This is a genomic window from Microbulbifer sp. ABF4_107 (assembly GCF_056312215.1).
Genome location: NZ_CM149983.1, coordinates 3,740,027 through 3,764,658, shown reverse-complemented (window position 1 = coordinate 3,764,658; position 24,632 = coordinate 3,740,027). Strand labels below are relative to the sequence as shown.

Annotated in this window: 21 protein-coding genes; 10 read left to right on the top strand and 11 right to left on the bottom strand. The window is 59.4% G+C overall.

Annotation, left to right across the window (positions count from 1 at the left end):
* Positions 1-76 precede the first annotated feature (76 nt).
* The 3 genes from ACYX4K_RS15420 to ACYX4K_RS15410 all read left to right on the top strand — a co-directional run bounded on the left by ACYX4K_RS15420 (position 77) and on the right by ACYX4K_RS15410 (position 2,633).
* Positions 77-712 (top strand): TRAP transporter small permease subunit, encoded by a 636-nt coding sequence (locus ACYX4K_RS15420; RefSeq protein WP_475091260.1) that lies wholly within the window; start codon positions 77-79, stop codon positions 710-712.
* Entirely contained in the window at positions 709-2,070 is a 1,362-nt protein-coding gene (locus ACYX4K_RS15415; protein WP_475091261.1) for a TRAP transporter large permease, read from the top strand. Before ACYX4K_RS15420 ends, ACYX4K_RS15415 begins: the two co-directional genes overlap by 4 nt.
* A gap of 173 nt (positions 2,071-2,243) precedes the next feature.
* On the top strand, positions 2,244-2,633 hold the full coding sequence (locus ACYX4K_RS15410; protein ID WP_475091262.1) for an acyl-CoA thioesterase: 390 nt from the start codon (positions 2,244-2,246) through the stop codon (positions 2,631-2,633).
* A gap of 41 nt (positions 2,634-2,674) precedes the next feature.
* Here the strand turns inward: ACYX4K_RS15410 and ACYX4K_RS15405 are convergent, their stop codons facing one another.
* Positions 2,675-3,271 (bottom strand): hypothetical protein, encoded by a 597-nt coding sequence (locus ACYX4K_RS15405; RefSeq protein WP_475091263.1) that lies wholly within the window; start codon positions 3,269-3,271, stop codon positions 2,675-2,677.
* 227 nt (positions 3,272-3,498) lie between these two features.
* Here ACYX4K_RS15405 and groES point away from each other — a divergent pair, with 227 nt between their 5' ends.
* Together groES and groL are read left to right on the top strand one after the other, a co-directional pair.
* Positions 3,499-3,819: a co-chaperone GroES gene (groES, locus tag ACYX4K_RS15400; protein WP_475091264.1), complete on the top strand. Its 321-nt coding sequence runs from the start codon at positions 3,499-3,501 to the stop codon at positions 3,817-3,819.
* Positions 3,816-5,444, top strand: coding sequence for a chaperonin GroEL (gene groL, locus ACYX4K_RS15395; RefSeq protein ID WP_475091265.1), 1,629 nt, complete (start codon positions 3,816-3,818; stop codon positions 5,442-5,444). The genes groES and groL overlap by 4 nt, the downstream gene beginning before the upstream one ends.
* An 83-nt stretch (positions 5,445-5,527) precedes the next feature.
* Here groL and ACYX4K_RS15390 read toward each other — a convergent pair whose 3' ends face one another.
* The 4 genes from ACYX4K_RS15390 to uvrD form a co-directional block, all read right to left on the bottom strand.
* The gene (locus tag ACYX4K_RS15390) at positions 5,528-6,697 is read right to left on the bottom strand and encodes a lipase family protein (RefSeq protein ID WP_475091266.1); all 1,170 of its coding nucleotides are present in this window, start codon (positions 6,695-6,697) and stop codon (positions 5,528-5,530) included.
* 2 nt (positions 6,698-6,699) lie between these two features.
* Entirely contained in the window at positions 6,700-7,209 is a 510-nt protein-coding gene (locus tag ACYX4K_RS15385; RefSeq protein WP_475091267.1) for a DUF6795 domain-containing protein, read from the bottom strand.
* Between the two features lie 238 nt (positions 7,210-7,447).
* On the bottom strand, positions 7,448-8,587 hold the full coding sequence (locus ACYX4K_RS15380) for a TRAP transporter substrate-binding protein (RefSeq protein ID WP_475091268.1): 1,140 nt from the start codon (positions 8,585-8,587) through the stop codon (positions 7,448-7,450).
* 189 nt (positions 8,588-8,776) lie between these two features.
* The gene (gene uvrD, locus ACYX4K_RS15375; protein WP_475091269.1) at positions 8,777-10,993 is read right to left on the bottom strand and encodes a DNA helicase II; all 2,217 of its coding nucleotides are present in this window, start codon (positions 10,991-10,993) and stop codon (positions 8,777-8,779) included.
* 293 nt (positions 10,994-11,286) lie between these two features.
* Between uvrD and hexR the strand changes: the two genes are divergently transcribed.
* Together hexR and ACYX4K_RS15365 are read left to right on the top strand one after the other, a co-directional pair.
* Entirely contained in the window at positions 11,287-12,141 is an 855-nt protein-coding gene (hexR, locus tag ACYX4K_RS15370; RefSeq protein ID WP_475091270.1) for a transcriptional regulator HexR, read from the top strand.
* 210 nt (positions 12,142-12,351) lie between these two features.
* The gene (locus ACYX4K_RS15365; protein ID WP_475091271.1) at positions 12,352-13,605 is read left to right on the top strand and encodes a multidrug effflux MFS transporter; all 1,254 of its coding nucleotides are present in this window, start codon (positions 12,352-12,354) and stop codon (positions 13,603-13,605) included.
* 25 nt (positions 13,606-13,630) lie between these two features.
* Here the strand turns inward: ACYX4K_RS15365 and gstA are convergent, their stop codons facing one another.
* From gstA to ACYX4K_RS15345, 4 genes are all read right to left on the bottom strand, one after another.
* On the bottom strand, positions 13,631-14,230 hold the full coding sequence (gene gstA / locus ACYX4K_RS15360) for a glutathione transferase GstA (RefSeq protein ID WP_475091272.1): 600 nt from the start codon (positions 14,228-14,230) through the stop codon (positions 13,631-13,633).
* 18 nt (positions 14,231-14,248) lie between these two features.
* A complete protein-coding gene (locus ACYX4K_RS15355) occupies positions 14,249-15,220 on the bottom strand; it encodes a glutathione S-transferase family protein (RefSeq protein ID WP_475091273.1) in 972 nt (323 codons plus the stop codon).
* A 180-nt stretch (positions 15,221-15,400) separates the two neighbouring features.
* On the bottom strand, positions 15,401-16,387 hold the full coding sequence (locus tag ACYX4K_RS15350) for a Gfo/Idh/MocA family protein (RefSeq protein ID WP_475091274.1): 987 nt from the start codon (positions 16,385-16,387) through the stop codon (positions 15,401-15,403).
* A gap of 53 nt (positions 16,388-16,440) precedes the next feature.
* Positions 16,441-17,328, bottom strand: a complete 888-nt coding sequence (locus ACYX4K_RS15345) for a LysR family transcriptional regulator (RefSeq protein WP_475091275.1) — start codon at positions 17,326-17,328, stop codon at positions 16,441-16,443.
* Between the two features lie 162 nt (positions 17,329-17,490).
* Between ACYX4K_RS15345 and ACYX4K_RS15340 the strand changes: the two genes are divergently transcribed.
* From ACYX4K_RS15340 to ACYX4K_RS15330, 3 genes are all read left to right on the top strand, one after another.
* The gene (locus ACYX4K_RS15340) at positions 17,491-18,384 is read left to right on the top strand and encodes a pirin family protein (RefSeq protein ID WP_475091276.1); all 894 of its coding nucleotides are present in this window, start codon (positions 17,491-17,493) and stop codon (positions 18,382-18,384) included.
* Positions 18,385-18,448: 64 nt separating this feature from the next.
* Complete coding sequence (locus tag ACYX4K_RS15335) at positions 18,449-19,762, top strand: cation:proton antiporter (RefSeq protein WP_475091277.1); 1,314 nt, start codon at positions 18,449-18,451, stop codon at positions 19,760-19,762.
* Positions 19,763-19,804: 42 nt separating this feature from the next.
* Positions 19,805-21,694, top strand: coding sequence for a monovalent cation:proton antiporter-2 (CPA2) family protein (locus ACYX4K_RS15330; protein WP_475091278.1), 1,890 nt, complete (start codon positions 19,805-19,807; stop codon positions 21,692-21,694).
* Here the strand turns inward: ACYX4K_RS15330 and ACYX4K_RS15325 are convergent.
* Both ACYX4K_RS15325 and ACYX4K_RS15320 read right to left on the bottom strand, forming a co-directional pair.
* Entirely contained in the window at positions 21,691-23,022 is a 1,332-nt protein-coding gene (locus tag ACYX4K_RS15325; RefSeq protein ID WP_475091279.1) for a c-type cytochrome, read from the bottom strand. The genes ACYX4K_RS15330 and ACYX4K_RS15325 overlap by 4 nt on opposite strands.
* Positions 23,022-24,629: a GMC family oxidoreductase gene (locus tag ACYX4K_RS15320; protein ID WP_475091280.1), complete on the bottom strand. Its 1,608-nt coding sequence runs from the start codon at positions 24,627-24,629 to the stop codon at positions 23,022-23,024. The genes ACYX4K_RS15325 and ACYX4K_RS15320 overlap by 1 nt, the downstream gene beginning before the upstream one ends.
* Positions 24,630-24,632 lie beyond the last annotated feature (3 nt).

The following is a 24,632-nucleotide window of genomic DNA, read 5'->3' as shown; positions in this document are numbered from 1 at the left end:
CTGGCGCAATTTCTGACCAGCAGGTACGCTCCCCCCATTGATAACAGAACAATAAAGATGGTTTGAGAGACCTCCCATGAAGTTTCTACTACGCACCGCCGGTGCCCTGGACCGCTTTGCCAGCAACTGCGGGCGGCTACTCGGCTGGTTTACCCTGGCCATGGTGCTGATCCAGAGTCTTGTCGTGGCCCTGCGCTACGGATTCGACGGCGGCTCCCTGGCCCTGCAGGACACGGTGGCCTATCTGCACGGCGCCGCGTTTATGCTCGGTCTCGCCTACGCCCTGCAGGCCAACGCCCACGTGCGGGTGGATGTAATCTATCGCACGCTCAGCGCGCGGGGGAAAGCCTGGGTCGATGCGGTGGGCTGCCTGATCTTTCTGCTGCCGCTGTGTGTGTTTATCGGCTACGGCAGCTGGCAGTTTGCCGCCAGCAGCTGGGCGGTGAGCGAGACCAGTAACAGCGCCGATGGCCTCGGCGGTGTCTACCTGCTGAAAAGCCTGATTCCCCTGGCCGCCGCCACCCTCGCCGTGCAGGGATTGAGTCAGTTTGCGCGGGCATTAAATACCCTGATGCAGGTGGAGGCCGGCAGCGACGGGAGCCTATCCTCTCAACCCGCCACTCACGCACCTGTTCGCAAGGGGGCCGAGTCACAACCCCGCCCGCTGGTGCGGGAAGCGACCCCGGGTTCGGCTTCGGAGGTGGGCGCATGATCGAGCTGATCCCACTGCTGATGTTCCTGGCGGTATGCGCCGCACTGATGCTCGGCTACCCGGTGGCCTTTACCCTGGGCGGCACCGCGCTGCTCGCCGCTGGCCTCGGCATTGTCGGCGGCATCTTCGACGCGGAACTGCTGAAGGCGTTCCCGGACCGGCTCTACGGCATTATGCAGAACGGCACCCTGATGGCGGTGCCGCTGTTCGTTTTGATGGGCGTGATGCTGGAGAGAGCGCGGATCGCCGAGGAGCTGCTGGTCAATCTGGCGCGGGTCTTTTCCGGAATCCCCGCGGGCATGGCGGTCTCCGTGGTGGTGGTTGGCGCGCTGCTCGCCGCCAGCACCGGTATTGTCGGCGCCACCGTGGTAACCATGGGCCTGATGTCCCTGCCCACCATGCTAAACCGCGGCTATTCCCCCAAACTGGCCACCGGCACCATCTGTGCGACGGGTACCCTGGGCCAGATTATTCCGCCGTCGATTGCCCTGGTGCTGCTGGGGGATACCCTGTCCAACGCCTACCAGCAGGCGCAGTTGAGCCAGGGGATTTTCAACCCCAAACCGGTGAGTGTAGGCGACCTGTTTATGGGCGCGATCATTCCCGGCCTGCTGCTGGTGGCGGCCTACATTCTCTACCTGCTGTTTATCGCCCGCCGCGAACCTGGCGTTTCCCGCGACAAGCGGGAGGAAGTAGAGCTGCTGCAGACCCTGAAAAGCCTGTTCCCGCCCATCGCACTGATGCTGCTGGTACTCGGCTCCATCATCACCGGCGCCGCCACACCGACTGAAGCCGCCGCCGTCGGCGCGCTGGGAGCCGGCATACTGGCGTGGGGCCGCGGTGCCCTGAACTGGGCGCGGGCCAGCGAGGTCGGGCAGAGCACCCTGCAGGTCACCGCCATGGTGTTTGCCATCCTGATCGGCGCCTCGCTGTTCTCGCTGGTATTCCGTGGCTTTGGCGGTGAGGAAGTGGTTACCCACTTCTTTGAAAGCCTGCCCGGTGGCGTGGTTGGCGCCACCCTGCTGGTGATGCTGGTGATCTTCCTGCTGGGCTTTATCCTCGACTTTATCGAGATCACCTTTGTGGTGGTACCGATTGTCGGCCCGGTACTGCTGGCCATGGGGCTGGATCCGGTATGGCTGGGCGTCATGATCGCCCTGAACCTGCAGACCTCGTTCCTCACCCCGCCTTTCGGCTTCGCGCTGTTTTACCTGCGCGGCGTGGCGCCGGCGGAAGTGGCAACAGGGGCAATTTACCGAGGCGCGGTACCGTTTATCGCGATTCAGCTGCTGGTGATGTGTCTGCTGGCCCTGTGGCCGGCGCTGGCGACCTGGCTCCCAGGCTACCTGACGTCGTAGTGACATCCGGCTCGGGTAGACTCAACCAGCAGAAAATACCGTCAGCGGCGCAGAATTTGCCCTCTACGCTCTGGCTAATTAGTACCCAGATTGTGCTAGAATGCGCCACCCGGCCAAGGTGACGGTGAATGCACCGCCGGGCCAATAAATCTAAGAATTTGTGAGCACCCGCGATGTCCGCCATTGATGAAGAACCGCAACCCAGCGGTACCCTGACCCTCCAGACCCAGTCCATGCCCAAGGACACCAACCCCCAGGGTGATGTTTTTGCCGGCTGGCTGATGTCGCAGATGGATGTGGCCGGTGCCATCCTCGCCCAGAGCATCGCCCGCGGCCGCGTGACCACCGTCGCCGTTGGCAGCATGGTTTTCCTGCGCCCGGTAACCGTCGGCTCCACCGTGAGCTGCTACGCGGAAGCAGTAGAAGTAGGACGATCGTCCATTAAAACCATGGTGGAAGTCTGGCTGACCCGGGTGGATACAGGTGAACAGGTGAAAGTCACCGAGGGTGAATTCGTCTTTGTTGCCATCGACGATCGCGGGCGCACCCGGCCGCTGCCCTGATAGGGTAGCTTATTCGCCTAGAATTGAGGCCGTGATCGGCCTCAATGCATCCCTCCCACCTCCGGCAGCACCACACCCAATCTGCGCAACTGCGCCGCCAGTTGCGGATCGTTGGTTTCCCGCCAGCGCTGGAACAACTGCAGAATATCCGTCGCATCCATCTCCCGGGCGCGCCCGCACACTCTCGCCACCAGCTCCAGTAAGCGCGCAAAGCGCTCGGCCAGTTCGCTGAATACCCGCCGGTTGTTGCGGGCATTCTCCCCGAGGTAGTCGTAAGCACCACCGCCCATGCCGATAAAATAGTCCCGACTAATCCCCCGTCTGGAATAGTTGTCCGGGAAGAGGGCCCCCATAAACAGGGCCAGATCGCCGAGCTGGCGCAGGATCAGGCAGCGGTGGTAATGACTGTCCACCTCAATTGCGTCGCGATACAACAGTGCCAGTGGTCGCACCGACATTTCGCCGCTGTCGTAACTGAACACCTGGCCACTGTCGCCGAAGCGCGCCAGCAGGCTGCCCAGGTACCAGAGGGTTTCTTCCTGGGGGCGCGGATCCAGATCGTCGGCCCCGTCCTGCAGGCGCTGGCGAAAAAATTCTGCAAGTGTCTGCTCAAAGGTGGTTTGCGATACGGATGGCATCAGCTCCTCCTTTTTCTATTCTTCACTGTAAATATAAATCTGCCGTTATCCCGCTTCTATTTTTTTACCTCGTTTTTTTATAAAAATTTTTTATAAAAAATTAGTTTTTGGCCCCCTTGAAAAACCTTTCAACGCTCCTATTTTCGGCTTTGTCGGAAGGGCACTCCCTTCCCGGCAACCAACCATTAACCATTGAAACATCCAAATGCTTATTGGGAGGAAATCCGATGAGTATCAAACCGCTCTACGACCGGGTGGTTGTGAAACGCCTTGCCGCAGAAACCACCACCAAAGGTGGCATCGTTATTCCGGACAAGGCTGCCGAAAAGCCCACCCAGGGAGAAGTGATTGCCGCTGGTGACGGAGCACCGTTGGACAACGGTGAGCTACGCCCCTTGGCCGTTAAAGTGGGAGACCGTGTCCTGTTCGGCCAGTACGCTGGCACCGAAATCAAACACGACGGCGAGACCTATTTAATCGTGAAAGAATCCGACATTCTCGCTGTACTGCAACAAGTGGAAGATAAACAACAGGAGAAAGCCGCATGAGCGCCAAGGTAGTCAAGTTTTCTGACGATGCCCGCGAACGCATGCTGGCGGGCGTAAACATTCTCGCCGACGCGGTAAAAGCCACACTGGGTCCCAAGGGCCGCAACGTGGTGCTGAGCAAAAGCTTCGGCGCACCGCGCGTGACCAAAGATGGTGTGTCTGTAGCCAAAGAAATTGAGCTCAAGGACAAGTTCCAGAATATGGGCGCACAAATGGTGAAGGAGGTGGCCTCAAAAACTGCCGACGTGGCCGGTGACGGCACCACCACTGCAACCGTGCTGGCCCAGGCACTAGTGCGCGAGGGGCACAAGTCCATCGCCGCCGGCATGAACCCCATGGACCTGAAACGCGGTATCGACACCGCGGTGAAGGCCGCCGTGGAAGAGCTAGCGAAACTGGCCAAACCTTGTGACGACACCAAGTCCATTGGCCAGGTGGGCACCGTGTCCGCCAACTGGAACGAGGACATCGGCCAGATCATCGCCGAGGCCATGGAAAAAGTCGGCCGCGACGGTGTGATTACCGTGGAAGAGGGCAAGTCCCTGCAGAACGAACTGGAAGTCGTGGAGGGTATGCAATTCGATCGCGGCTACCTGTCTCCGTACTTCGTCACCAACCAGGAAAAGATGCAGGCGGAACTGGATAATCCGTACATCCTGCTGTTCGACAAAAAGATCAGCAATATCCGCGACCTGGTACCGCTGCTGGAGTCTGTGGCCAAGGCCGGCCGCCCACTGGTGCTGATTGCCGAAGACATCGAAGGCGAAGCCCTGGCCACCCTGGTGGTCAACAGCCTGCGCGGCACCATCAAGGTGGCTGCGGTAAAAGCGCCGGGCTTCGGTGACCGCCGCAAGGCCATGCTGGAGGATATCGCCATCCTTACTGGCGGTACGGTGATCTCCGAAGAAGTCGGCCTCACCCTCGAGAAGGTCGAACTGGAGCAACTGGGTAGCGCCAAACGCGTGGTGATCAGTAAAGACAACACCGTAGTGGTGGACGGCGCGGGAGAAAAATCCGCAATCGATGGCCGCGTGAAACAGATCCGCGCGGAAATCGAAAACTCCACGTCCGACTACGACAAGGAAAAACTGCAGGAGCGCGTGGCCAAGCTGGCCGGCGGTGTTGCGGTGATCAAGGTCGGCGCCGCCACCGAAGTGGAAATGAAGGAGAAGAAAGACCTGGTGGACGACGCCTTCCATGCGACCCGCGCGGCTGTGGAAGAAGGCATTGTGGCCGGCGGTGGTCTGACCCTGGTGCGGGTTGCCGACAGCCTGCGCAAGAACGGCCTCAAAGGTGCCAACGACGATCAGCAGGTTGGTATCAATATCGCCCTGCGTGCGATGGAAGAGCCTTTCCGCCAGATCATCGCCAACGCCGGTGTCGAAGGTAGCGTGGTGCTGAACAAGGTTCGCTCTAACGCGAGCACCAATTTCGGCTACAACGCCCAGACCGGAGACTACGGCGATATGCTGGAGTTCGGCATCATCGATCCCGCCAAAGTCACCCGCTCTGCGCTGCAGAACGCGGGCTCCATCGCGGGCCTGATGCTCACCACCGAAGTGATGGTGGCCGACAAACCCGAAGAGAAAAAATCAGAGCCTGCGGCAGACGCCTACGACTACTGATTTTTCCAAAGACCCATCCCCAGTGCTTTTCTTTTCGGGGCCGCAAGGCCCCTTTTTTGTTTGGCGCGGTGCACCCCTAATCGCTAAATACCGCGCCCTTCAGCCAGCGTCGCACTCAGGGCCTGCTTACTGATTTCGTTAACCCGGGATGATAGCTTTAACAGTAGGTTACGCAGAAAGTCGTGTGTGATACTGGCGGATTCAAGAATGGGCTTGAGGCCAAGGAACTGCATGATTTTCTTGACTAGCAGCGCCACCAGGCTCACCGAGCCGACGAGCAGTTTTACGCCGCTATTCAGCACCATGGCCAACTGGTCCATTAGAGTGAAATAGGTGGTGGCAGTAAAATTGATTACGCGCCCTGCGAACTCCATGCACTTTTTCACCACGTAGATAATGGCATCGTTCAACCATTCAATTGCAGACATCGTCTGTCCGATTGCGGCCTTGGATCGCAGCCAGGCTTCGACGCCGCTATCGGTACGGGCAGCCGGACGCATTGCATGAATTTCAGACCAGCTTTTTTTGCTTACCGAATCCACATACAGATCCATATCGTGATATGTCGCCCACGGAATCAACCCTGGAGATGGTAGGAAATATTCCCTGTCAGTACTCGGGGTATGTACAAAGGGCCATATCGGGATACATGGGACAATATCCGTACGATGATAGGCTCGGTACATATTCTTGTCGTTGAGCAACTGAGTACAGTTTTCTGAGAAACCGATCAAGCCCACTCTTGGGCTGCCGAAGGTATACAGCTTCGGTTGGTGTATGGTGTTGGCTTTAATCCATTCAGCAGCAAGTGTTGCCAGTGCGCCCCCGAGGCTATGTCCCAGGCAATGCACAAAAGTGCCGGAAGGTAGTGTGGCAACAAAGTCTTGTATCTGCGGCAACATCGACTGAAATGACTTTTTGAAGCCATCATGAACCGGTTGGCCCCTTGCGGAAGAGGACAAGGTTATATTTAGATTTGTCAGCCAGTCAGCGAGATATTGTGTGCCGCGAAACAAAATAAAAGCATGCCCCTGGAATGCTTCTTGGCCGACGAGCAAAAACCCGAACGCTGTTCTTACTTTGATAAAACCTGGCCCGCCGGTCTTGCCTTTCAGCATATTGGTTTCGAAAAACCGGATTTGATTTTTATACCTTACATTCAAAACCTCTATCGCACGATCCAGCCTGTCAATCTTGCTTAAGGCGTAAACATCTCTAGATAAACTAGCAGACTGTTGAGGTGTAAGTTCCATTTTTAAAACCCATTATCAATGACATCCGGTTCAACATCCCAAATGCACCGGGTAAAAAAAGGCTGATTGTTTACGTTGATAAGTTTTGTTTCACTCTCTAATTCACAGGTGACTGATATAGGAACACCGCGCGCTTCCGAATTTTCAGCTTTCTTTCTCTTTACGCCGGACCAAATTTCTATCTCTTCTTCGCCCACTGCCACGGTAATTTTCTGACCGACTACAAATTCTTGAGGCAAGATATTGACAATATTCCGCTCGAATCGAGCGGAAAACTCGAAGTAACCCTTATCATCCGTAATGGTTTCATCCTGCTTTTTTTTCTGAAAGTCTGTAGTTCTTGTTACTTTAGCACCAGCTACCGGCACTCCATTTTGTAAAATTACGCCAGAAACCCCAGAAAACGTACAAGCTTTACCAGTATCAAATATCGACATAGCGTGCAGAGAACCTGAAAATATTAATGCAATTAAAGAAACAGTGAATCGATACAATATTGTGTTGATATCCACGTATTGAAGCCCGGATCAAAAAACGAAGTGCAACGCACGGCGGAACTTACCGGCACCTGAAGTTATACTAAAGGGCGCGATACCTTTGTCAAAAATATAAAATGGTGTCAGAGTCAATTTACGAAATGCGCACGATCGTACCAATTTTTGCGATCGCGGGAGTCAATAAAATAGAGGGAATAACGTGCCAACGATGGATGCGGAATTCTGTCGGCACGTATATAGATGAAGTGGCGGACTACTCCTGCTCGGGTACTACGTCACGGGTATCGTAATAGGCTTCTTCACTGATCCGGTGATAGGGGATGACCTGTGACTCGAATTCCCGGAACGCCTGATACACGCGGTTGAACTGCGGATCATTGGCCGCAGTTTCCTGCATGATGCCCTGGTTGATTTTTTTCAGGTGGGCGATGACATCGTCCGGCAATTTTCTCAGTGCAATCCCGTGTTCATCCACCAGTTCTTTCAGCGCGCGGTTGTTGCGCGCGGTGTACTCGTCGAGCATATCCTGGTTGGCATCGCGGGCGGCGGTGCGGACGATGGCCTGCAGGTCTTTGGGCAATTTCTCGAAGGCGGTTTTGTTGATGATGATTTCTAGAATTGAACCGGGCTCGTGCCAGCCCGGGTAGTAGTAATACTTGGCGATCTGGTGGAAACCGAAGGCGAGGTCGTTGTAGGGGCCTACCCACTCGGTAGCGTCGATGACGCCGGTCTGCAGGGCGGTATAGAGTTCGCCACCGGGAATGGTGACGGCGGTGCCGCCGGCGCGGTTCAGCACTTCACCGCCGAGGCCGGGGATGCGCATTTTGAGGCCCTTCAGATCCGCTACGGAATTGATTTCCTTGTTGAACCAGCCCGCCATCTGCACGCCGGTGGAGCCGCCGGCCATGGGAATCAGGTCAAACGGTGCGTAGAGCTCTTCCCACAATTCCAGCCCGCCGCCGTAGTGCAGCCAGCCATTCATTTCCTGAGCGTTTAATCCGAAGGGTACCGCAGTAAAAAACTGGGCTGCGGGGATTTTGCCTTTCCAGTAATAGGCGGCACCGTGGCCTACCTGGGCGGCGCCACTGGACACTGCGCCGAAGACACCCATGGCGGGTACCAGCTCACCGGCGCCGAAGACTTTGATTTTCAACCGGCCGTTGGACATGGCTTCCACATTTTTGGCAAAGCGCTCCGGGGCGCTGCCAAGGCCGGGGAAGTTTTTTGGCCAGGTGGTGACGAGTTTCCACTCGAAGGTCTGCTGGCCGGCGTTTTCGATCGAAGTGACGGTCTGTACCTGATCGGAGCGGGAAATCACCAGTGCGCCGAAGGTAAGCACCAGCAGGGCGAGCAGGCCTAGGATGACGGGGGGATACCAGTTTATTTTTTTCATGTCCGTTTGATTTTTATTTTTCGTTTTATTGCGTCATCCCGGTACCGGATCGCGTCCGGCATGACAAAAGTATCTGGGATCCAGTGAGTGTGGCAGGGTATCGGAGTTTACTGCCGGTTCTGTGGTTTCTGGATCCCGGATCAAGTCCGGGATGACGTTGTCGCTAAAATATGACGGTGTCGATCGTGATTACAGCGGCTGTAGTTTGGCCATGGATACTACCAGCCATTTGGCCCCGGCGTCGTCGAAGTTGACCTGTACTCTTGCACGCGGGCCGCTGCCTTCGAACTGCACCACGGTGCCCTCACCGAATTTGGCGTGGTCGACGCGGCCGCCGAGGGCGAGTGGCGGCAGGTCGTCGTCGAACTCCGGGGCCGGGTCGGAGAACTGGCCTGCTCGTCCATAATTGGGTTGAAACAGGGGCTTGGAGACTTCGGTTTTCAGCCGAACCTCGTGGATGTATTCCACCGGGATTTCGCTCACAAACCGCGACAGTTTGTTGTAAGTCTCACTGCCAAACAGGCGGCGGCTTTCCGCGTAGGTGATATACAGTTTCTGCATGGCGCGGGTGATACCCACGTAACAGAGGCGGCGCTCCTCCTCCATGCGCCCGGGTTCCTGGGCGGACATCTTGTGCGGGAACAGGTTTTCCTCCACACCGGCCATAAATACCAGTGGGAATTCCAGACCCTTCGCGGAGTGCAGGGTCATCAGCTGCACGGCGTCTTCAAACTCATCTGCCTGGCCTTCGCCGGCGTCCAGCGCGGCGCTGTCGAGGAACTGGTTGATCAGTGGAATCTCTTCCTCGTCCACCGCCTCGCCATCAGCGTCCACGGTGGGCAGGCCGTCGAAGCCGCGACAGGCGCTGACCAGTTCCTGCAGGTTCTCCACCCGGGTCTGACCCTTCTCACCCTTTTCCTTGCCGTGGAAGTCGAGCAGGCCAGTCTGTTCGATGGCGAGCTCGGCGATATGGTCGAGGGTTTTGTCGGTGCTCTCTTCGTCCAGCGCGTCGATCAGGCTGAGAAAGTTGGCCAGGGCATTGCCGGCGCGGGCGGCGAGGACTTTCTGTTGCAGCATCTTGGCGGCGGCATCCCACATGGAACAGCCGTGTTCGCGGGCGAATTCGCGCACGGTATCCACGGTACGGGCGCCGATGCCGCGGGTGGGGGTATTCACCACCCGCTCAAAGGAAGTGTCATCGTGGCGGTTGGTGATCAGGCGCATATAGGACAATGCGTTTTTGATCTCCAGTCGCTCGTAGAAGCGCTGGCCACCATAGATGCGGTAGGGCACCTGTTCGCGCAGCAGCCCTTCTTCCAGCACCCGCGACTGGGCATTGGAGCGATACAGGATGGCAATGCTGTCGCGGCGGTTGCCGTCGCGCACCCAGTCCTGGATACGCTCGACGATAAACCGCGCCTCATCCTGTTCGTTGTAGGCGGAGTAGAGGGAGATGGGCTCGCCCTTGTCGCCCTCGGTCCACAGCTCCTTGCCGAGGCGGCCGGAGTTGTGGGCGATCACTGCGTTGGCGGCGTTCAGGATGGTGCTGGTGGAGCGGTAGTTCTGCTCCAGGCGCACCGTCTGCACGTCTTTCAGATCCGCCTCGAAGTGCTGGATATTCTCGATTTTGGCCCCGCGCCAGCCGTAAATGGACTGGTCGTCGTCACCCACCGCGGTGATCGTGCACTGGTCGCCGGCCAGCAGGCGCAGCCAAGCGTATTGGATGGTGTTGGTATCCTGAAACTCGTCGACGAGGATATGGGGGAAACGGCGGCGGTAATGGGCGAGTATGCCGTCGTTATCCCGCAACAGTTCGTGGGCGCGCAGCAGCAGCTCGCCAAAGTCGACTACACCGGCGCGCTGACAGGCCGCTTCATAGGCGCTGTAAATTTGCACCATGGTCTGCAGCCAGGGATCGCCGGTCAGCTGGATATACTGCGGGCGAACCCCCTCATCTTTCTGTGCACCAATCCACCACTGGGTCTCCCGTGGGGACCACTTCTTGTCATCCAGCCCCAGCTCGTTCTGCACCCGTTTGATCAGGCGCAGCTGATCGTCGGAATCGAGAATCTGGAAATTCTGCGGCAGCTTCGCTTCTTGCCAGTGGGCGCGCAGCAGGCGGTGGGCGAGGCCGTGAAAGGTGCCCACCCACATACCGAAGGTATTCACCCCCAGCAGTTCCTCGATACGCCCGCGCATCTCCCGTGCGGCCTTGTTGGTAAAGGTCACTGCCATAATGGAGTAGGGCGATGCCCCCTCCACCTGCATCAGCCAGGCGATACGGTGCACCAGCACGCGGGTTTTGCCCGAGCCGGCGCCGGCCAGAACCAGTTGATTGCCCGGCGGCGCCGCGACGGCTTCGCGCTGGGGGTCGTTGAGGGGGTCTAAGAGTTCAGATACGTCCATGGGGCGGATTGTATCAGGGGTTTTGTGATAACTGGGTATATAAACAGGGTTTTGAACCACTGAAATTCGATGCGAAAGCCCTGATGCCGGGTCTGTCTGTGCGAGACCTTCTGCGAGAGGGACCTCGCGGAAGAGCCCCCAGGGATGGGTTGAGGGGGGGCGCCTAGCCCGTGTCTCGCACAGACAGACCCGGTAGCAGGGCCGCCACAGGACAAGTATCAGGCCAATGGAAGGCTCGCCAGCACCGAGCCATGCCGCTAAACTGCACAGCTTGAACCAGAGAAGGTGTTGTCGTGAAGCCAGCGGAAGTCACGCAGAAGATCAGCGAACAGCTGAGTTCCATGCGCAAATCTGAGCGTAAGGTTGCGGAATATATCCTCGCCAATCCCGGCGAAATCATTCATATGCGGATCGTCGATCTCGCCACCGAAGCCCAGGTGAGCGAACCCACGGTCGTGCGCTTCTGCCGCGCCGTCGGCTGTTCCGGCTTCCAGGAATTCAAGCTGAACCTGGCCCAGCAGCTCGCCTCCAGCCCCAGCTTCGGCCAGATCGCCGTCACCGAAACCGACACCATCGCCGAATACAAACGCAAGGTCTTCGACTCCACCGTCGACACCCTGCTGAACGTGCGCGACAAGATCGACGGCCGCGCCCTAGAAGCCGCTGTCGCCGCCATCGCTGCTTCCAAACGGGTTGAATTCTTCGGTTTCGGTGCCTCCGGTGCCGTAGCCGCCGACGCCCAGCACAAATTCTTCCGCCTGCAGATGGCCACCGCCGCCCACTCCGACCACCATATGCAGAGCATGTCCGCGATGAGCATGCAGCCCGGCGACGTGGTGGTCGCCATCTCCCAGAGCGGCCGCACCTCCTCGCTGCTGCGCTCCATGGAAATGGCCAAGCAGCAGGGCGCCACCGTAATCGGCCTCGGCCCCAGCGGCTCACCCATGACACGCCAGTCCAGCATCCCGCTGGAAGTGGACGTGGAAGAAGATATCGAACTGTACACACCGCTCTCGTCGCGCATCGCCCACCTGGTGGTGATCGATGTCCTCGCGATCGGCGTCGCCCAGCGCAAGGGTCCACAGCTGCAGGAACACCTGCTGAAGCTGAAGAAAGGCCTCTACAATCTGCGGGAAGAGAAACACTGACACGGACTGATCGTTCGGTCAGCGCCGCGCTTCGACCCCGGCTCCCCTGTCCCTGACCGCAAATTCCCGAACTGTCATGGAAACTGGCCTTGGCCCCCGTTACCATGCCGGCGCCCGCCGGTGTCTCGGTTTTAGCCGGAACAGCCGGTGCCGGCCACCTCAACCGAGTACTTGCAACAAGTACTCGAGATTCTCTTCAATTGAGTTGTTATGCCCCCGAATTTCTTCGACGCCGAAGGCAAGCCGCCGCGTTGGCTCGCCCCCTGTCTCGCCGCACTGGTGGCACTGACGCCATTTGCCATTGATACCTACCTGCCGGCAATTCCCGCCATGGCCGTGGCGCTGGGTGTGGAGGTGGCGCAGGTACAGCACTCGGTATCCAGTTATCTGCTGGGGTTTGCGGTGGGCCAATTGATTGGTGGGCCACTGTCGGACCGTTGGGGTCGCATTGTCACCGGCACCATCGGGCTCGCAATCTTTATCGTCAGCTCGGCACTGATCCTGTTTACCAACACCGTGGAACTGCTGGTGGCACTGCGCTTCTGCCAGGCGCTGGGTGGCGGGTTTGCCACGGTGATCTGCGGGGCGATCGTGCGCGACCTGTACCACGGGCGGGACGCGGCGCGGATCATGTCGATGATTGCCACCATGATGCTGATAGCCCCCATGGCGGCGCCGGCGATTGGCGCGACCCTGCTGACCTTCGGCGACTGGCACGCGATCTTTATCTTCCTGCTGGTGTACGGTCTGCTGATGATGGTACTGGTGCGCGGGGTGCTACCGGAGACGGTATCCAAGTTCCGCCGCGCACGCCGCCAGCGGGAATCCCGCCGCAGTATGCTCAAGGGCTATGCGCAGATCTTCCGCACCCCGCGCGCACTGGGGTTTCTGTTCGGGCAGGCGCTGATCAGCGGCAGTATGTTTATCTACATCACCACCGCGCCCTTCGTGTTTATGGAGCATTTCGGGGTGTCTTCCGCGACCTTCCCAATGCTGTTTGGCAGTTGCGTACTCGGACTGGTGTTGATGGTGCAGCTGAACATTCGCCTGCTGAAGGTATTTGAACCGCGCCAGATACTGCTGGCGGGTATGGGGCTGCAGTTGTTTTCCTGCGCGCTGTTGCTGGCGAGCACCCTGTATTTCGGACAGGACCAGGTGTTGCTGGCGTGGATGGTTCCGCTGGTGATGGCGATGGGTGCCATCGGCATCATCACCCCCAACTCGGCGGCCTGTTATCTCGAGTTCTTCCCCAGGATCAGCGGTACTGCGAATGCCCTGTACGGCGCCTCGCTGTTTATTTTTGGTGGGGTCCTGGGTGGAGCAGTGAACGCGGTGCACACCGGCACTCTGGTGCCGATCGCACTGGGGATGCTGTGTTGTTCCGCCGCCGCCCTGTGCATGGCGCTGTTTGTAGCGCGGGCGCGCCGGCCGATCGAAATAGAGGAGCAGGCGCTGCGGGTATGACCCGCAGCCGTGGCTCTGCAGGCCTTTAAATCAGGCCTTCCGCCTTCAGTGCCTTCTGCACCCCTTCCCGCTGGCCCATGCGCTCGGCAAACGCCGCAAGTTTGGGCCAACTGCCGGTATCCACACCCACCTTGCTGCACCAGTTGTACACGGTAAACAGGTAGGCGTCGGCGATGCTGAAGTCGTCACCCATCAGGTAGTCTCCGGCCATCTGGTCCTCCACATACTGGAAGCGCTTCGCCAGTTTTTCTTTGGCTGCCGCCTGTTCATCATCGCTTCCACCCCAGAACAGGGGCAGGAAGGATTTGTGCACCTCGGTGGAAATGTAATTCAGCCACTCCAGCACCCGGTAGTGATCGAGAGTACCGTATTCCGGAGCCAGTTTTTTCTCCGGTTTCTGCTCCGCCAGAAACTGTACAATTGCCGGGCCCTCGGTGAGCAGCTCGCCACCCTCCAGCTGCAGCGCCGGCACATAGCCTTTCGGATTCACTTCCGTGTAGTCGCCACCGCTCTCGGTCTCCTTGGTTTTCAGGTTCACCTTGCACAGCTCGAGATCGATGCCCGCTTCGCAGGCGACGATATGCGGTGACAGGGAACAGGCACCGGGGGCGTAAAACAGCTTCATGGCGTTCTCCTCGTAGCGTTATCCGCGGCCGTGGGGCGCGCTGTAGTCGAGTTCCGGACCCACGGGCACAATGCCGGTGGGATTGATGTTTTTGTGGCTGGCGTAGTAGTGGGTCTTGATATGGTGGAAATCCACCGTCTCCGCCACACCCGGCCACTGGTACAGTTCGCGCACATAACCCCACAGATTGGGGTAATCCGCCAGCCGCTGTTTATTACACTTGAAGTGGCCGTGGTACACGGCGTCGAACCGGATCAGTGTAGTAAACAGCCGCCAGTCCGCTTCCGTCACGCGATCACCGGTCAGGTAGCGGTTACTCTGCAAGCGCTGCTCCAGCTGTTCCAGCACTTCAAACAGCCGGTGGTAGGCGGCCTCGTAGGCTTCCTTGCTGGTGGCGAAGCCTGCACGGTACACACCGTTGTTGACGTTTTCGTAAACCAGCGCATTGGTGGCGTCGATATCCCCGCGCAGTTCCTGTGGATAAAAATCCTGCTCGTCGCCAGTCAGTTTATTGAATGCGGAGTTGAACATGCGGATGATTTCCGCGGACTCGTTGCTGACGATCTGCTCGCGCTGCTTGTCCCACAACACCGGCACCGTCACCCGCCCGGAGTAGTCGGCGCGGTTGCGGGTATATACCTGATGCAGGAAGTCGCTGCCGAACAGCTTGTCGCCGCGGCTGCCCTCGTCCTTATCGAAGGTCCAGCCGTTTTCCATCATGTAGGGGCTGACCACGGAAACGTCGATGTAGTCGTCGAGGCCCTTGAGTTTGCGGAATATCAGGGTGCGATGGGCCCAGGGGCAGGCGAGGGAAACGTAGAGGTGATAGCGCCCTTTCTCCGCCTCGAAGCCGCCCTCGCCACTGGGGCCGGCGCTGCCGTCGGCGGTGATCCAGTTGCGCAGCTGTGCCGCCTCGCGCTCGAATTCACCGCCGCTTTTGTCCGTGTCGTACCACTTGTCTTTCCACTCGCCGTTTACCAGCAGTCCCATTCTTCACTCCTGTTACCGGATCCGCACCGGGCTTCACACTGTTCCACACACCACTCCCCACGAAAGTGTAAGAAGCTGTCATGCAGTTCAGTGTAATTCGGAGATTCGAAACTAAAATCGCAGTTATTCGGCGGGAAACACCGTTTTTTTAGCAAGAAAAGAGAAAGGGCAGGGGGCTCACTATCGAAACCCCGCCAGAATCTGGTCCATCACCCGCGAGGCCTTGCCGCCCTCGGCGCCGGCGACCGGGTGCGCATCCGCGCCGTTCAGGTGTTTGACCATATTCTCGATATGAAAGAACTGGATATTCTCCGGGTGGGCAATATCGGCCGTTTCGCGGTCATCGCCCGCTTCGAGCTGCAGTGGATTCTCCGCAAACACGGAAAAGCGGATTGTGCCTTTGGCGCCGCAGATTACCACCTCGTCACAGTAGTCACTGGCGCCGAAATTCCAGAAACCCGCACCGGTGGCGCCATTTTCAAATACCCAGCAGGCGGAAACCGCATCTTCAGCGTCATACAGATTCTGCTGATTGACCGCGATACCGCGGGCATCGGTAATGTCACCGGCCAGGTGGATAAACAGGTCGAGGCCGTGGCAGGCCAGGTCGACAAAATGTCCGCCGCCGGATACCGCCGGGTCGGTGCGCCAGTCGTACTCCGGTGACAGATCGGCGGCGGAAGGGGTGCGCGCATAGCTCCAGTTGATATGGCGCACAGCGCCGATACGACCGCTGTCGATCCACTCTTTGACTTTATTGAAGCGGGGCAGGGAGCGGCGGTAATAGGCGACAAACAGCTGCGCATCCAGCCCCTCAAACGCCCCGATGATTTCCTCGCACTCGGCAAAATTGAGCGCCATGGGCTTTTCCAGACAGCAGTGTTTGTTGGCGCTCGCTATCTTCAGGGCGTACTCGCGGTGGCTGCCCGGCGGGGTGGCCACATAGATGGCATCGATTTCCGGGTCGTTGATCAGCTCGTCGGCGCTGGCGTAGGTTTTGGGTACCCCGTGGCGCGCGGCGTAGTCCGCGAGCTTTTCCCGGTCCCGGCGCATCACCGCCAGCAACTTCGAACCCGCCACCTTGTTAAATGCCGGGCCACTTTTCAGCTCGGTGACATTGCCGCAACCAATAATGCCCCAGCGGATTTTGTCGCTCTCACCAGTCATCTCTTAGATCCCAATTTAAATAATGCTAAGGCCTCGCGAGGCGCCAACCGCGATCATTCGATCGGCGGCAAACCCTCGCGCAGTGCGCGCAACAGCAGACAGGCGGCGGGGCCGGCGCGATCCTGGTCGGCGTACACCAGATACACTGTGGCTTCCCGCTCCCAGGGTTCCTCGGTGCGCAGGGGTAGCAAGCGATCGGCAGACAGGGAATCGCGGATGCGGGTCTGCGGCAGCCAGGCAAAACCCAGGCCCCGTTCAATCAGCTCGATGGAAGTGTGCACGTTGGTGACGGTGATGCGCTGGTCGGAACCGAGCCAGCCGGCATCCTGGCGATTCTTCAAAGCGGAATCGCGCATCACAATCTGCCGCGCCGCTTTCAGGTCCTCGCGGTTTACCGGCCGGCCCAGCTGATGCAACGGGTGGTCCGGGTGTGCCACCGGCACGAACTTTACCCGCGAGACGGGCTCACCCACAAACCCCTGGGGCACCCGCGCGGTAAGAATGAAGTCCACTTCCTGTTGCAACAGCAGCTCCTCGCCGCCAGAGAGCACCGTTTCGCGAATTTCCAGCCGGGTGTGCGGGTATTCACTGGCAAAGCGCTCCACCGCGTTGAACAGCGCCTCGTAGTCGAACAGCACATCCACCGCCAGACGCAACTGCGCCTCGGTACCCTCCGCAAGACTGGCGGCAACGGATTCCAGCGCCTCGGCCTCGTCCAGCAGGCCGCCGGCCCGATTCAACAACACGCGCCCGGCATCGGTCAGCTCCGCCTTGCGCCCGCGCACTTCCAGCAGCGAAACCCCCAAACTTTCCTGGAGCTTGTGCACCGCGTGATTGATGGAAGACTGGCTTTTGTGCACCGCATCTGCGGCCTGGGAGAAGCCCCCGTGCTCTACCACCGCCTGAAACATGCGCCACTGTTCCAGTGTTACCTTGGCCATAGACTGTCCTTCGTCTGAATTCGAAAACTGATTCCGCCTCGCACCACCGGGTAAAACGGAATTCCGATTAATCTATCGAGCTTGTCGAAACTTAGCTGCGATTATTTGCCATTTTCTGGCGATTTTATCGGCCTATACTGCCGGAAATGGAGGAACAGAACCATGTCTAAAGTCACATCAAATAGCGCAAACAGCGCCAGCATCCGCCCCGCTGCGCGGGTTGTGGCGGGCCATCCCTCTGCCGATGGCGCCGGGGTGAAGATTCACCGGGTGGCGGGTTTCCAGTCCCGGGACTTCAGTCCCTTCCTGATGATCGATGAGATTCGCTCGGAAAATCCTGATGACTATATCGCCGGCTTCCCGCCGCACCCACACCGCGGGATAGAAACCCTCACCTATATGCTGAGCGGCGAGTTCGAGCACCAGGATCACCTGGGCAACCGCGGCGCCATCAATCAGGGCGGTGCCCAGTGGATGCGCGCCGGCCGCGGCATTATTCACTCGGAAATGCCGTCCCAGGGTGAGGGCGGCATGCACGGCTTCCAGCTGTGGATAAACATGGCGGCGAAAGACAAGATGAGTAAGCCGGACTGGCGCGATATCCAGCCGCAGCAGGTACGGGAGATTTCCCTGGACGAGAGCGGCTCGCTGATCCGCCTGATCTCCGGGCAATGGCAGATTGCCGGAGAACCGGAATGTGGTCCGCTGCTGGAAGCGGCCGCGGATGCGGCGGTGGCCGATGTGCGCCTGGCACCCGGCGCAGAAATTAACTTACCGGTGCCTCCGCAGCACTCAGTGCTGGTTTACCTATATCGCGGTGCGCTGGACACCGGCCGCGGTGTGGTGGAGCGCGGCAATCTGGTGTTGTTTGGCGATGGTGAATCGCTACAATTGCGCGCGCCGCAAGGTGCACCAGAGGAGGGCGTTGGACTGTTGCTGTTACACGGCACTCCATTGGACGAACCCGTCGCCCACTACGGTCCCTTTGTTATGAATACCCGCGAACAGATCGAACAGGCGGTGCGCGACTACAATAACGGCACGCTTACGGATTGAGTTTCGCGCACGCCGGGTAACCCGCCCGGCGTGCCGCCTATCTACTTGAGGTAATCCCCCGGGCATGGACGTCTATTACATCTTTTGCTTTCTCGCCGCCGTTTCCGTGTTCCTCGGGTTTATCAATCAGTATGTGCTGCGCACGCAGACCACCATCGCCATTACCGCGGGTTCCCTTGCACTCTCTCTGATCGTCACCGGTCTCGGCAAACTGGAAGTTGTCGAGCTGCGCGACTGGGTGGCGCAACTGCTGCCGCTGATGAACCTCCCGGACCTGCTGCTGAAGGGCATGCTCGGCTTCCTGCTGTTTGCGGGCTCACTGCATATCGACCTGCTGATGCTGCGCAACCAGAAGGTGGAGATTACGCTGCTGGCGATTGTCGGCACTTTGATTTCAACCTTCGCCGTCGGTTACATGCTGTACTTCTTTTTCGGCCTGATCGGTATGCCGGTTGAACTGGTGTACTGCCTGCTGTTTGGCGCACTGATTTCCCCCACCGACCCCATTGCGGTGCTCGCCATCATCAAAAGCCTGAAAGCTCCGGAACAGGTGTCGATTCAGGTGGAGGGGGAATCCCTGTTCAACGACGGCTTCGGCATGGTGGTGTTCGCGGTGATTTATGCGCTGGCGTTCCAGGGCACCGAGCCTACCGTCGCCGCCATCAGCCATCTGTTTATGGTGGAGGCCCTCGGTGGTATCGCGCTGGGTCTGGCCATCGGTGGCCTGTTCCACTGGCTGATCTGCTCCACCAACGATCACAGCCTGGAATTGTTGCTGACCCTGGTGATACCCACGGCAGGTTTTGCGGCGGCCAATATGCTCGGTGTTTCCGGCGCACTGGCCATGGTGGTGGCGGGGATCATCATCGGCAACTTCACCCGTGAGAAAGGTTTCTCGCGCATGAGTCAGCACGAGCTGGATAACTTCTGGTCCATTACCGAGGAGTTCCTGAACGGGATTTTGTTCCTGCTGGTGGGACTGTTCCTGATCACCATCGACTTCAAGCCCATCGACTATGTGCTGATCGCCGCCGCCATCGTGATCGTGCTGCTGGGGCGGGTGCTTGCGGTCGGCTTGCCGTTCCTGTTCCTGAAGCGCCACCGCCGCTACCACCCCTACACCGAGCGTATTTTGATCTGGGGCGGCCTGCGCGGCGGCCTTGCGCTGGCGTTGGCAATGTCGATACCCGCCGGCTATGTGGTGGACGGTGTGTTTGAAGACGCCACTCACGATCTGCGCCACCTGTGGGTGGTGATGACCTACGGCGTGGTACTCTTCTCGATCGTGGTACAGGGCTCTACCATCGCGCCGCTGATCCGCCGCAGTCGCGAGGCCAGCTTTTCCGAAAACGAGCCGCCGACGCCGCAACCCGACTGATACTGCCGCGCTGCGGCCCCGATATAACGCTTACGATTTTTCATGCCGCACGACAATTTTCTACTTCAGACCGTTATCTTTCTCGCCGCTGCAGTGGTGTCCGTACCGCTCGCCAAGCGGCTGGGCTTTGGCTCGGTGCTCGGTTATCTGGTCGCCGGGGTGTTGATCGGCCCCCACACCTTTGGCCTGGTGGGGGATACCAGCGAAGAGCTGCACTTTGCCGAGTTTGGCGTGGCGCTGATGCTGTTTCTGATCGGCCTGGAATTGCAACCGCGGAAACTCTGGGCGCTGCGCGGCGCCATTTTCGGCACCGGTGGCGCCCAGGTTCTGCTGACCGCGCTTGCGATCTGTGGCCTGGCCATGGCGCTGTTCGACTTCAACTGGCGCACCGCGACCGCGGTCGGGCTGGTGCTCGCACTTTCCTCTACCGCTATCGTATTGCAGTCGCTGTCGGAGAAAGACCTGCTCAAAACCGAAGGCGGGCGCAATGCGTTCAGCGTACTGCTGTTCCAGGACATCGCCGTCATTCCCATTCTTGCGTTGCTGCCGCTGCTGGCCACCGTGGAAATTGCCAGCGATCCGGACGACCTGCAGGGGTGGACCTACGCTCTGGCGGTATTGGGTGCGGTAACCGGCCTGATTCTGGCCGGGCGCTTTCTGCTTACGCCGCTGCTGCGCATTGTGGTGGGCACCCGCACCCGGGAACTGTTTACCGCCTGCGCGCTGCTAATCGTTTTGAGTGCCGCGGCGCTCATGTCGGCGCTGAATCTGTCGCCGGCTCTCGGCACCTTTATCGCGGGTGTGGTACTTGCGGACAGCGAGTTTCGCCACGAGCTGGAAGCGGACATCGAGCCCTTCAAGGGGCTGCTGCTGGGGCTGTTTTTCCTCGCTGTCGGCGCCAATCTGGATCTGGCACTGGTGATGCAGCAGCCGCTGCTACTGCTTGGCCTGCTGGCGCTGCTGGTACTGGTGAAATTTGCCATTCTTTTTGCTCTCGCGCGGGTGCGCGGAATGGCGCGAGGAGAAGACTGGCTGTTTGCGCTATCGCTGGCACAGGCGGGGGAGTTCGGTTTCGTGTTGCTGGCCTATGCCAGCCAGAACCACGTACTGCCGACGGATGTGAGCAGCGTGCTGATCGCACTGATCGCCCTGTCGATGGCATTTACGCCGCTGTTGCTGATGGCCTACGAACGGCTCATCCAGCCGCGCTTTTTCAGTGGCCCGCGCCAGCCGAATGTCGCGGACAGCGCGCCCCACGACGATGGCTCGCCGGTTATTATCATCGGTTACGGTCGCTACGGGCAGATTGCCGGTCGCCTGCTGAACGCCTGCGGATTCGATACCACGCTGTTGGAACACAATGCCGAGCAACTCGAACTGGTGCGCCGCTACGGTATCAAGGCCTATTACGGCGACGCATCCCGGGAGGACCTGCTGCACGCGGCGGGGGCGGACAACGCGAAGATCGTGATCCTTACCCTCAGCGACCAGGCCGCATCGCTGGAGATCGTCAGCCGCATCCAGAAGCACTTCCCACACCTCACTATTCTCGCGCGCGCGCGCAATCGCATGCATCAGTACGCGCTTATGGAGGCGGGGGTGAAATACATCTACCGGGAGACGGTGGACAGCGCCCTGGAAATCGGCGCCGGCGCGCTGCAGCTGCTGGGCCTGTCCAAGCATCAGGCGCAACGGGCCGCACGCAAGTTCAAACAGCACGACCAGCGTATGCTGGAATCCCTGTTCCCCTACTGGCGCGATGAATCCCAGCACGTGGCTAAGACCAAGATCTATCGCGAGCAGTTGCTGCAGGCACTGCAGGAGGATCGCCGCGATCCCGACCTGCACCTGGATCACCACTGGGGCGACAGGGATACAAGTGCGGGAAAGGGTAAACGTGACAAGGCTAGAAAGGTGCAGCCGGGACTCTAACCGGCGCTACCCGCTTCTCGGTCACTATTTTTATCCGGGGTGGCAAACTGCTTGCGCAGATAAGCCATTAGCCGCTCGAGTTGTTCGTCGTTCAACTCACTGGCAAACCCCGGCATCATGATTTCTTCACCATCCACCGTCCGGCGTATGCCCTGCAGTATTGCCTGGCGCAGATTGTGGTCGCTTTCGGCACCCACGGTAGAGTTGTGCACCAGGGACGGGTAGTAGCCGTCTTTGCTGCCGGTGCCATCCACGCCGTGGCAGGTGGCACACAGCCCCAGATACAGGCGCGCGCCATCTGCACTCAACCTCGGATTCAGCTCGTGTACCAGGGGGTTGCCGCGCTCGATGATCACATCCGTCGCGGCGGTGCCGCGCCGCTGACGGGGAACCCGCGCCTTACCTTTTACCGGTGGGATGGCGCGCAGGTAGGTGACCATTGCGCGGATATCCGCGTCGGTCATCCGGGAAAGGCTGAACTCGATCGCCTCCGCCATAGGGCCACCGGCCTGCGCGAGGCGATTGACGTGGCCGGTTTTGAGATATTGGATAAGTTGCTCGGTGCTCCAGTCCCCAATGCCGCTATCGCGGTCCGGGGTAATGTTGTAGGCCTCCCAACCATCCAGCACCGGTCCTCCCCCGAGAAACCCTTTTTCGGATTCATCGTACGCCTTTTGCTGAAATGCCAGGCCGCGGGGCGTGTGGCACTCGCCGCAATGGGCCAGCGCCTGAACCAGATAGGCGCCGCGGTTCCAGGACGCACTCTGCTGCGGATCGGGCTTAAACGGGCCGCTGGGTGTGAACAGGTAGTTCCAGATTTTCAGTGGCCAACGGGCGCTCAGTGCGCGGGTGATTTTATTCGGCGGCGGCGTGTCGTGGACCGGCGCCACACCAAACAGGAAATAGGCATACAGCGCCTGAATATCCGCATCGGTAATTTTCGCGTAAGACTCGTAGGGCATCGCAGGATAGAGGTTGCGCCCCCCCTTGCCGATCCCCCGGCGCAGTGCGCGGTCAAACTCCTCCAGTGTCCAGGTACCGATGCCGGTGTTGATATCCGGGGTGATATTGCTGCTGTATAGCGTACCGAGCATCGGAATGGGCATGGCGCGGCCGCCCGCAAACGGCGTGCCGCCGGCACGGGTGTGGCAGGCCTGACAATCCCCGGCAACGGCCAGGTAGCGCCCCCTCTCGATCAATTCTGGCCGGTTCAGCTCGGTATTCACTTCCGATTCCGCCGCCTGGTCCCAGACCTCCTGCGCCAACAACAGCGCCGCCGGCAACAGGGCGCCGACAGCCACCAGCCATATCCCTCGCACCCCCATCATCACACCTCCTTGAGTAGTGTGTCCGCCAAGCGCAGGGCGAGGGCAGCGATGGTGAGGGTGACATTGACGGTGCCCACCGTGGGCATTACCGAGCTGCCGGCAATAAACAGATTGGGGTGGTCGAAGGTGCGGCAGTCCTTGTCCACCACCGAGTCCGTCGCTTCAAACCCCATGATGGTGGTGCCGGTAATGTGGTTGTTGGGCGCGAAATCATCGCTGAAGGTGACGTCGGTGCCGCCCATCACCTTGGCGATTTCCCCGTAGGTTTCCCGGGTGTGCGCGGCACTCTTCGCCACGTAATCGTCAATACTGTAAGTGATTTCCGGGCGCGGTATACCGCTCGCGTCCTTTTCCGAAGTACTGGGGCGAATGCGGTTTTGCGGCTGCGGCAATATTTCGTGGAAGCTGTTGAACTCCACGTAGCGCGCCGCGCGCTCGCGGATACGCTCGGTGAGCTCGGGGATATTGATCGGATCCCGTTGCTCCAGTACCCCGCGGGTTGCCTTGTGCACCGCAGACATATTCGACAGGTGCAACTTCTTGCCCGCATAGTCCGCGCGAAACTCGCCATCCCGGAAACCGACCAACGAGCTCATTTCCTGGGGGCCCCGGCCTGGCCACAGAGGCTCGTCAGCGTAAAAATGCACACCTGTACCCGGGTGATCCATCAGGTTGCGGCCCACCATATCCGAGCGATTGCCGACCCCGGTGGGGTGCTTGCGGCCGTAGGAGATCAGCATCAGTTTCGGCGTTTCGATCCCGTTGGCGGCGAGGATGAAGTGCTTGCCAGAAACCCGGTGATCCATGCCCATGGGGTCCTTGTACTCTGCGGCAACAATGCGATCGCCCTCACTCACTAACCGGTTCACCACCGCGCTGTGGATCAGTTCGGCGCCGTGCGCCTCCGCCTTGTCCACGTGCACGATACCGTTGTACATGGCGCCAATGGGGCAGATGGGCATGCAGTTGTTATTCCCGCAACAGGTAGGGCGACCATCGTAGGGCCGGCTGTTGCGTGCCACCGGCTCGGTCACCACTTTCCAGGCGGGATTGTGGCTATTCATACGCGTTTTTACGCGGGCTTCATTGAAAGACAGCGGCAACGGCTGCATCGGGTAGCCAGTACTGCGGGGCGAACCCAGGTCTTCATCCTTTGGCCCCCAGACCCCCAGCTCCTGCTCTGCGCGGTGGTACCAGGGCTCCAGGTCGCTGTACTCGATGGGCCAGTCGCGGCCGACTCCGTAGAGGCTTTTCAGTTTGAAGTCGCTCGGCAGAAAGCGCCAACAGGACGCCGCCCAGTGCCAGGTAGTGCCGCCCACAGCGCGAATATACTGGGAGTTGAACGCATGGCTGCCCTTGAAGATCAGGTAATCATTGGCAAACTCGCCGTATTCCGGGTGCGGTGCCCAGGGCGGTGAGCGATAGGCCGCCATAAAGTCGGACTTGTCTGGCTGGTTGCGAAATCGCTCCACCGTCTGCCAGCGGGGTACTCGCGGCCCCGCCTCCAGAATAATGACCGATTTGCCCGCTTTGGCGAGCGTGTTCGCCACCAGGGCGCCCGCCACCCCAGAGCCTATCACCACAAATTCGGCTTCCTTGCCTGGCAAAAT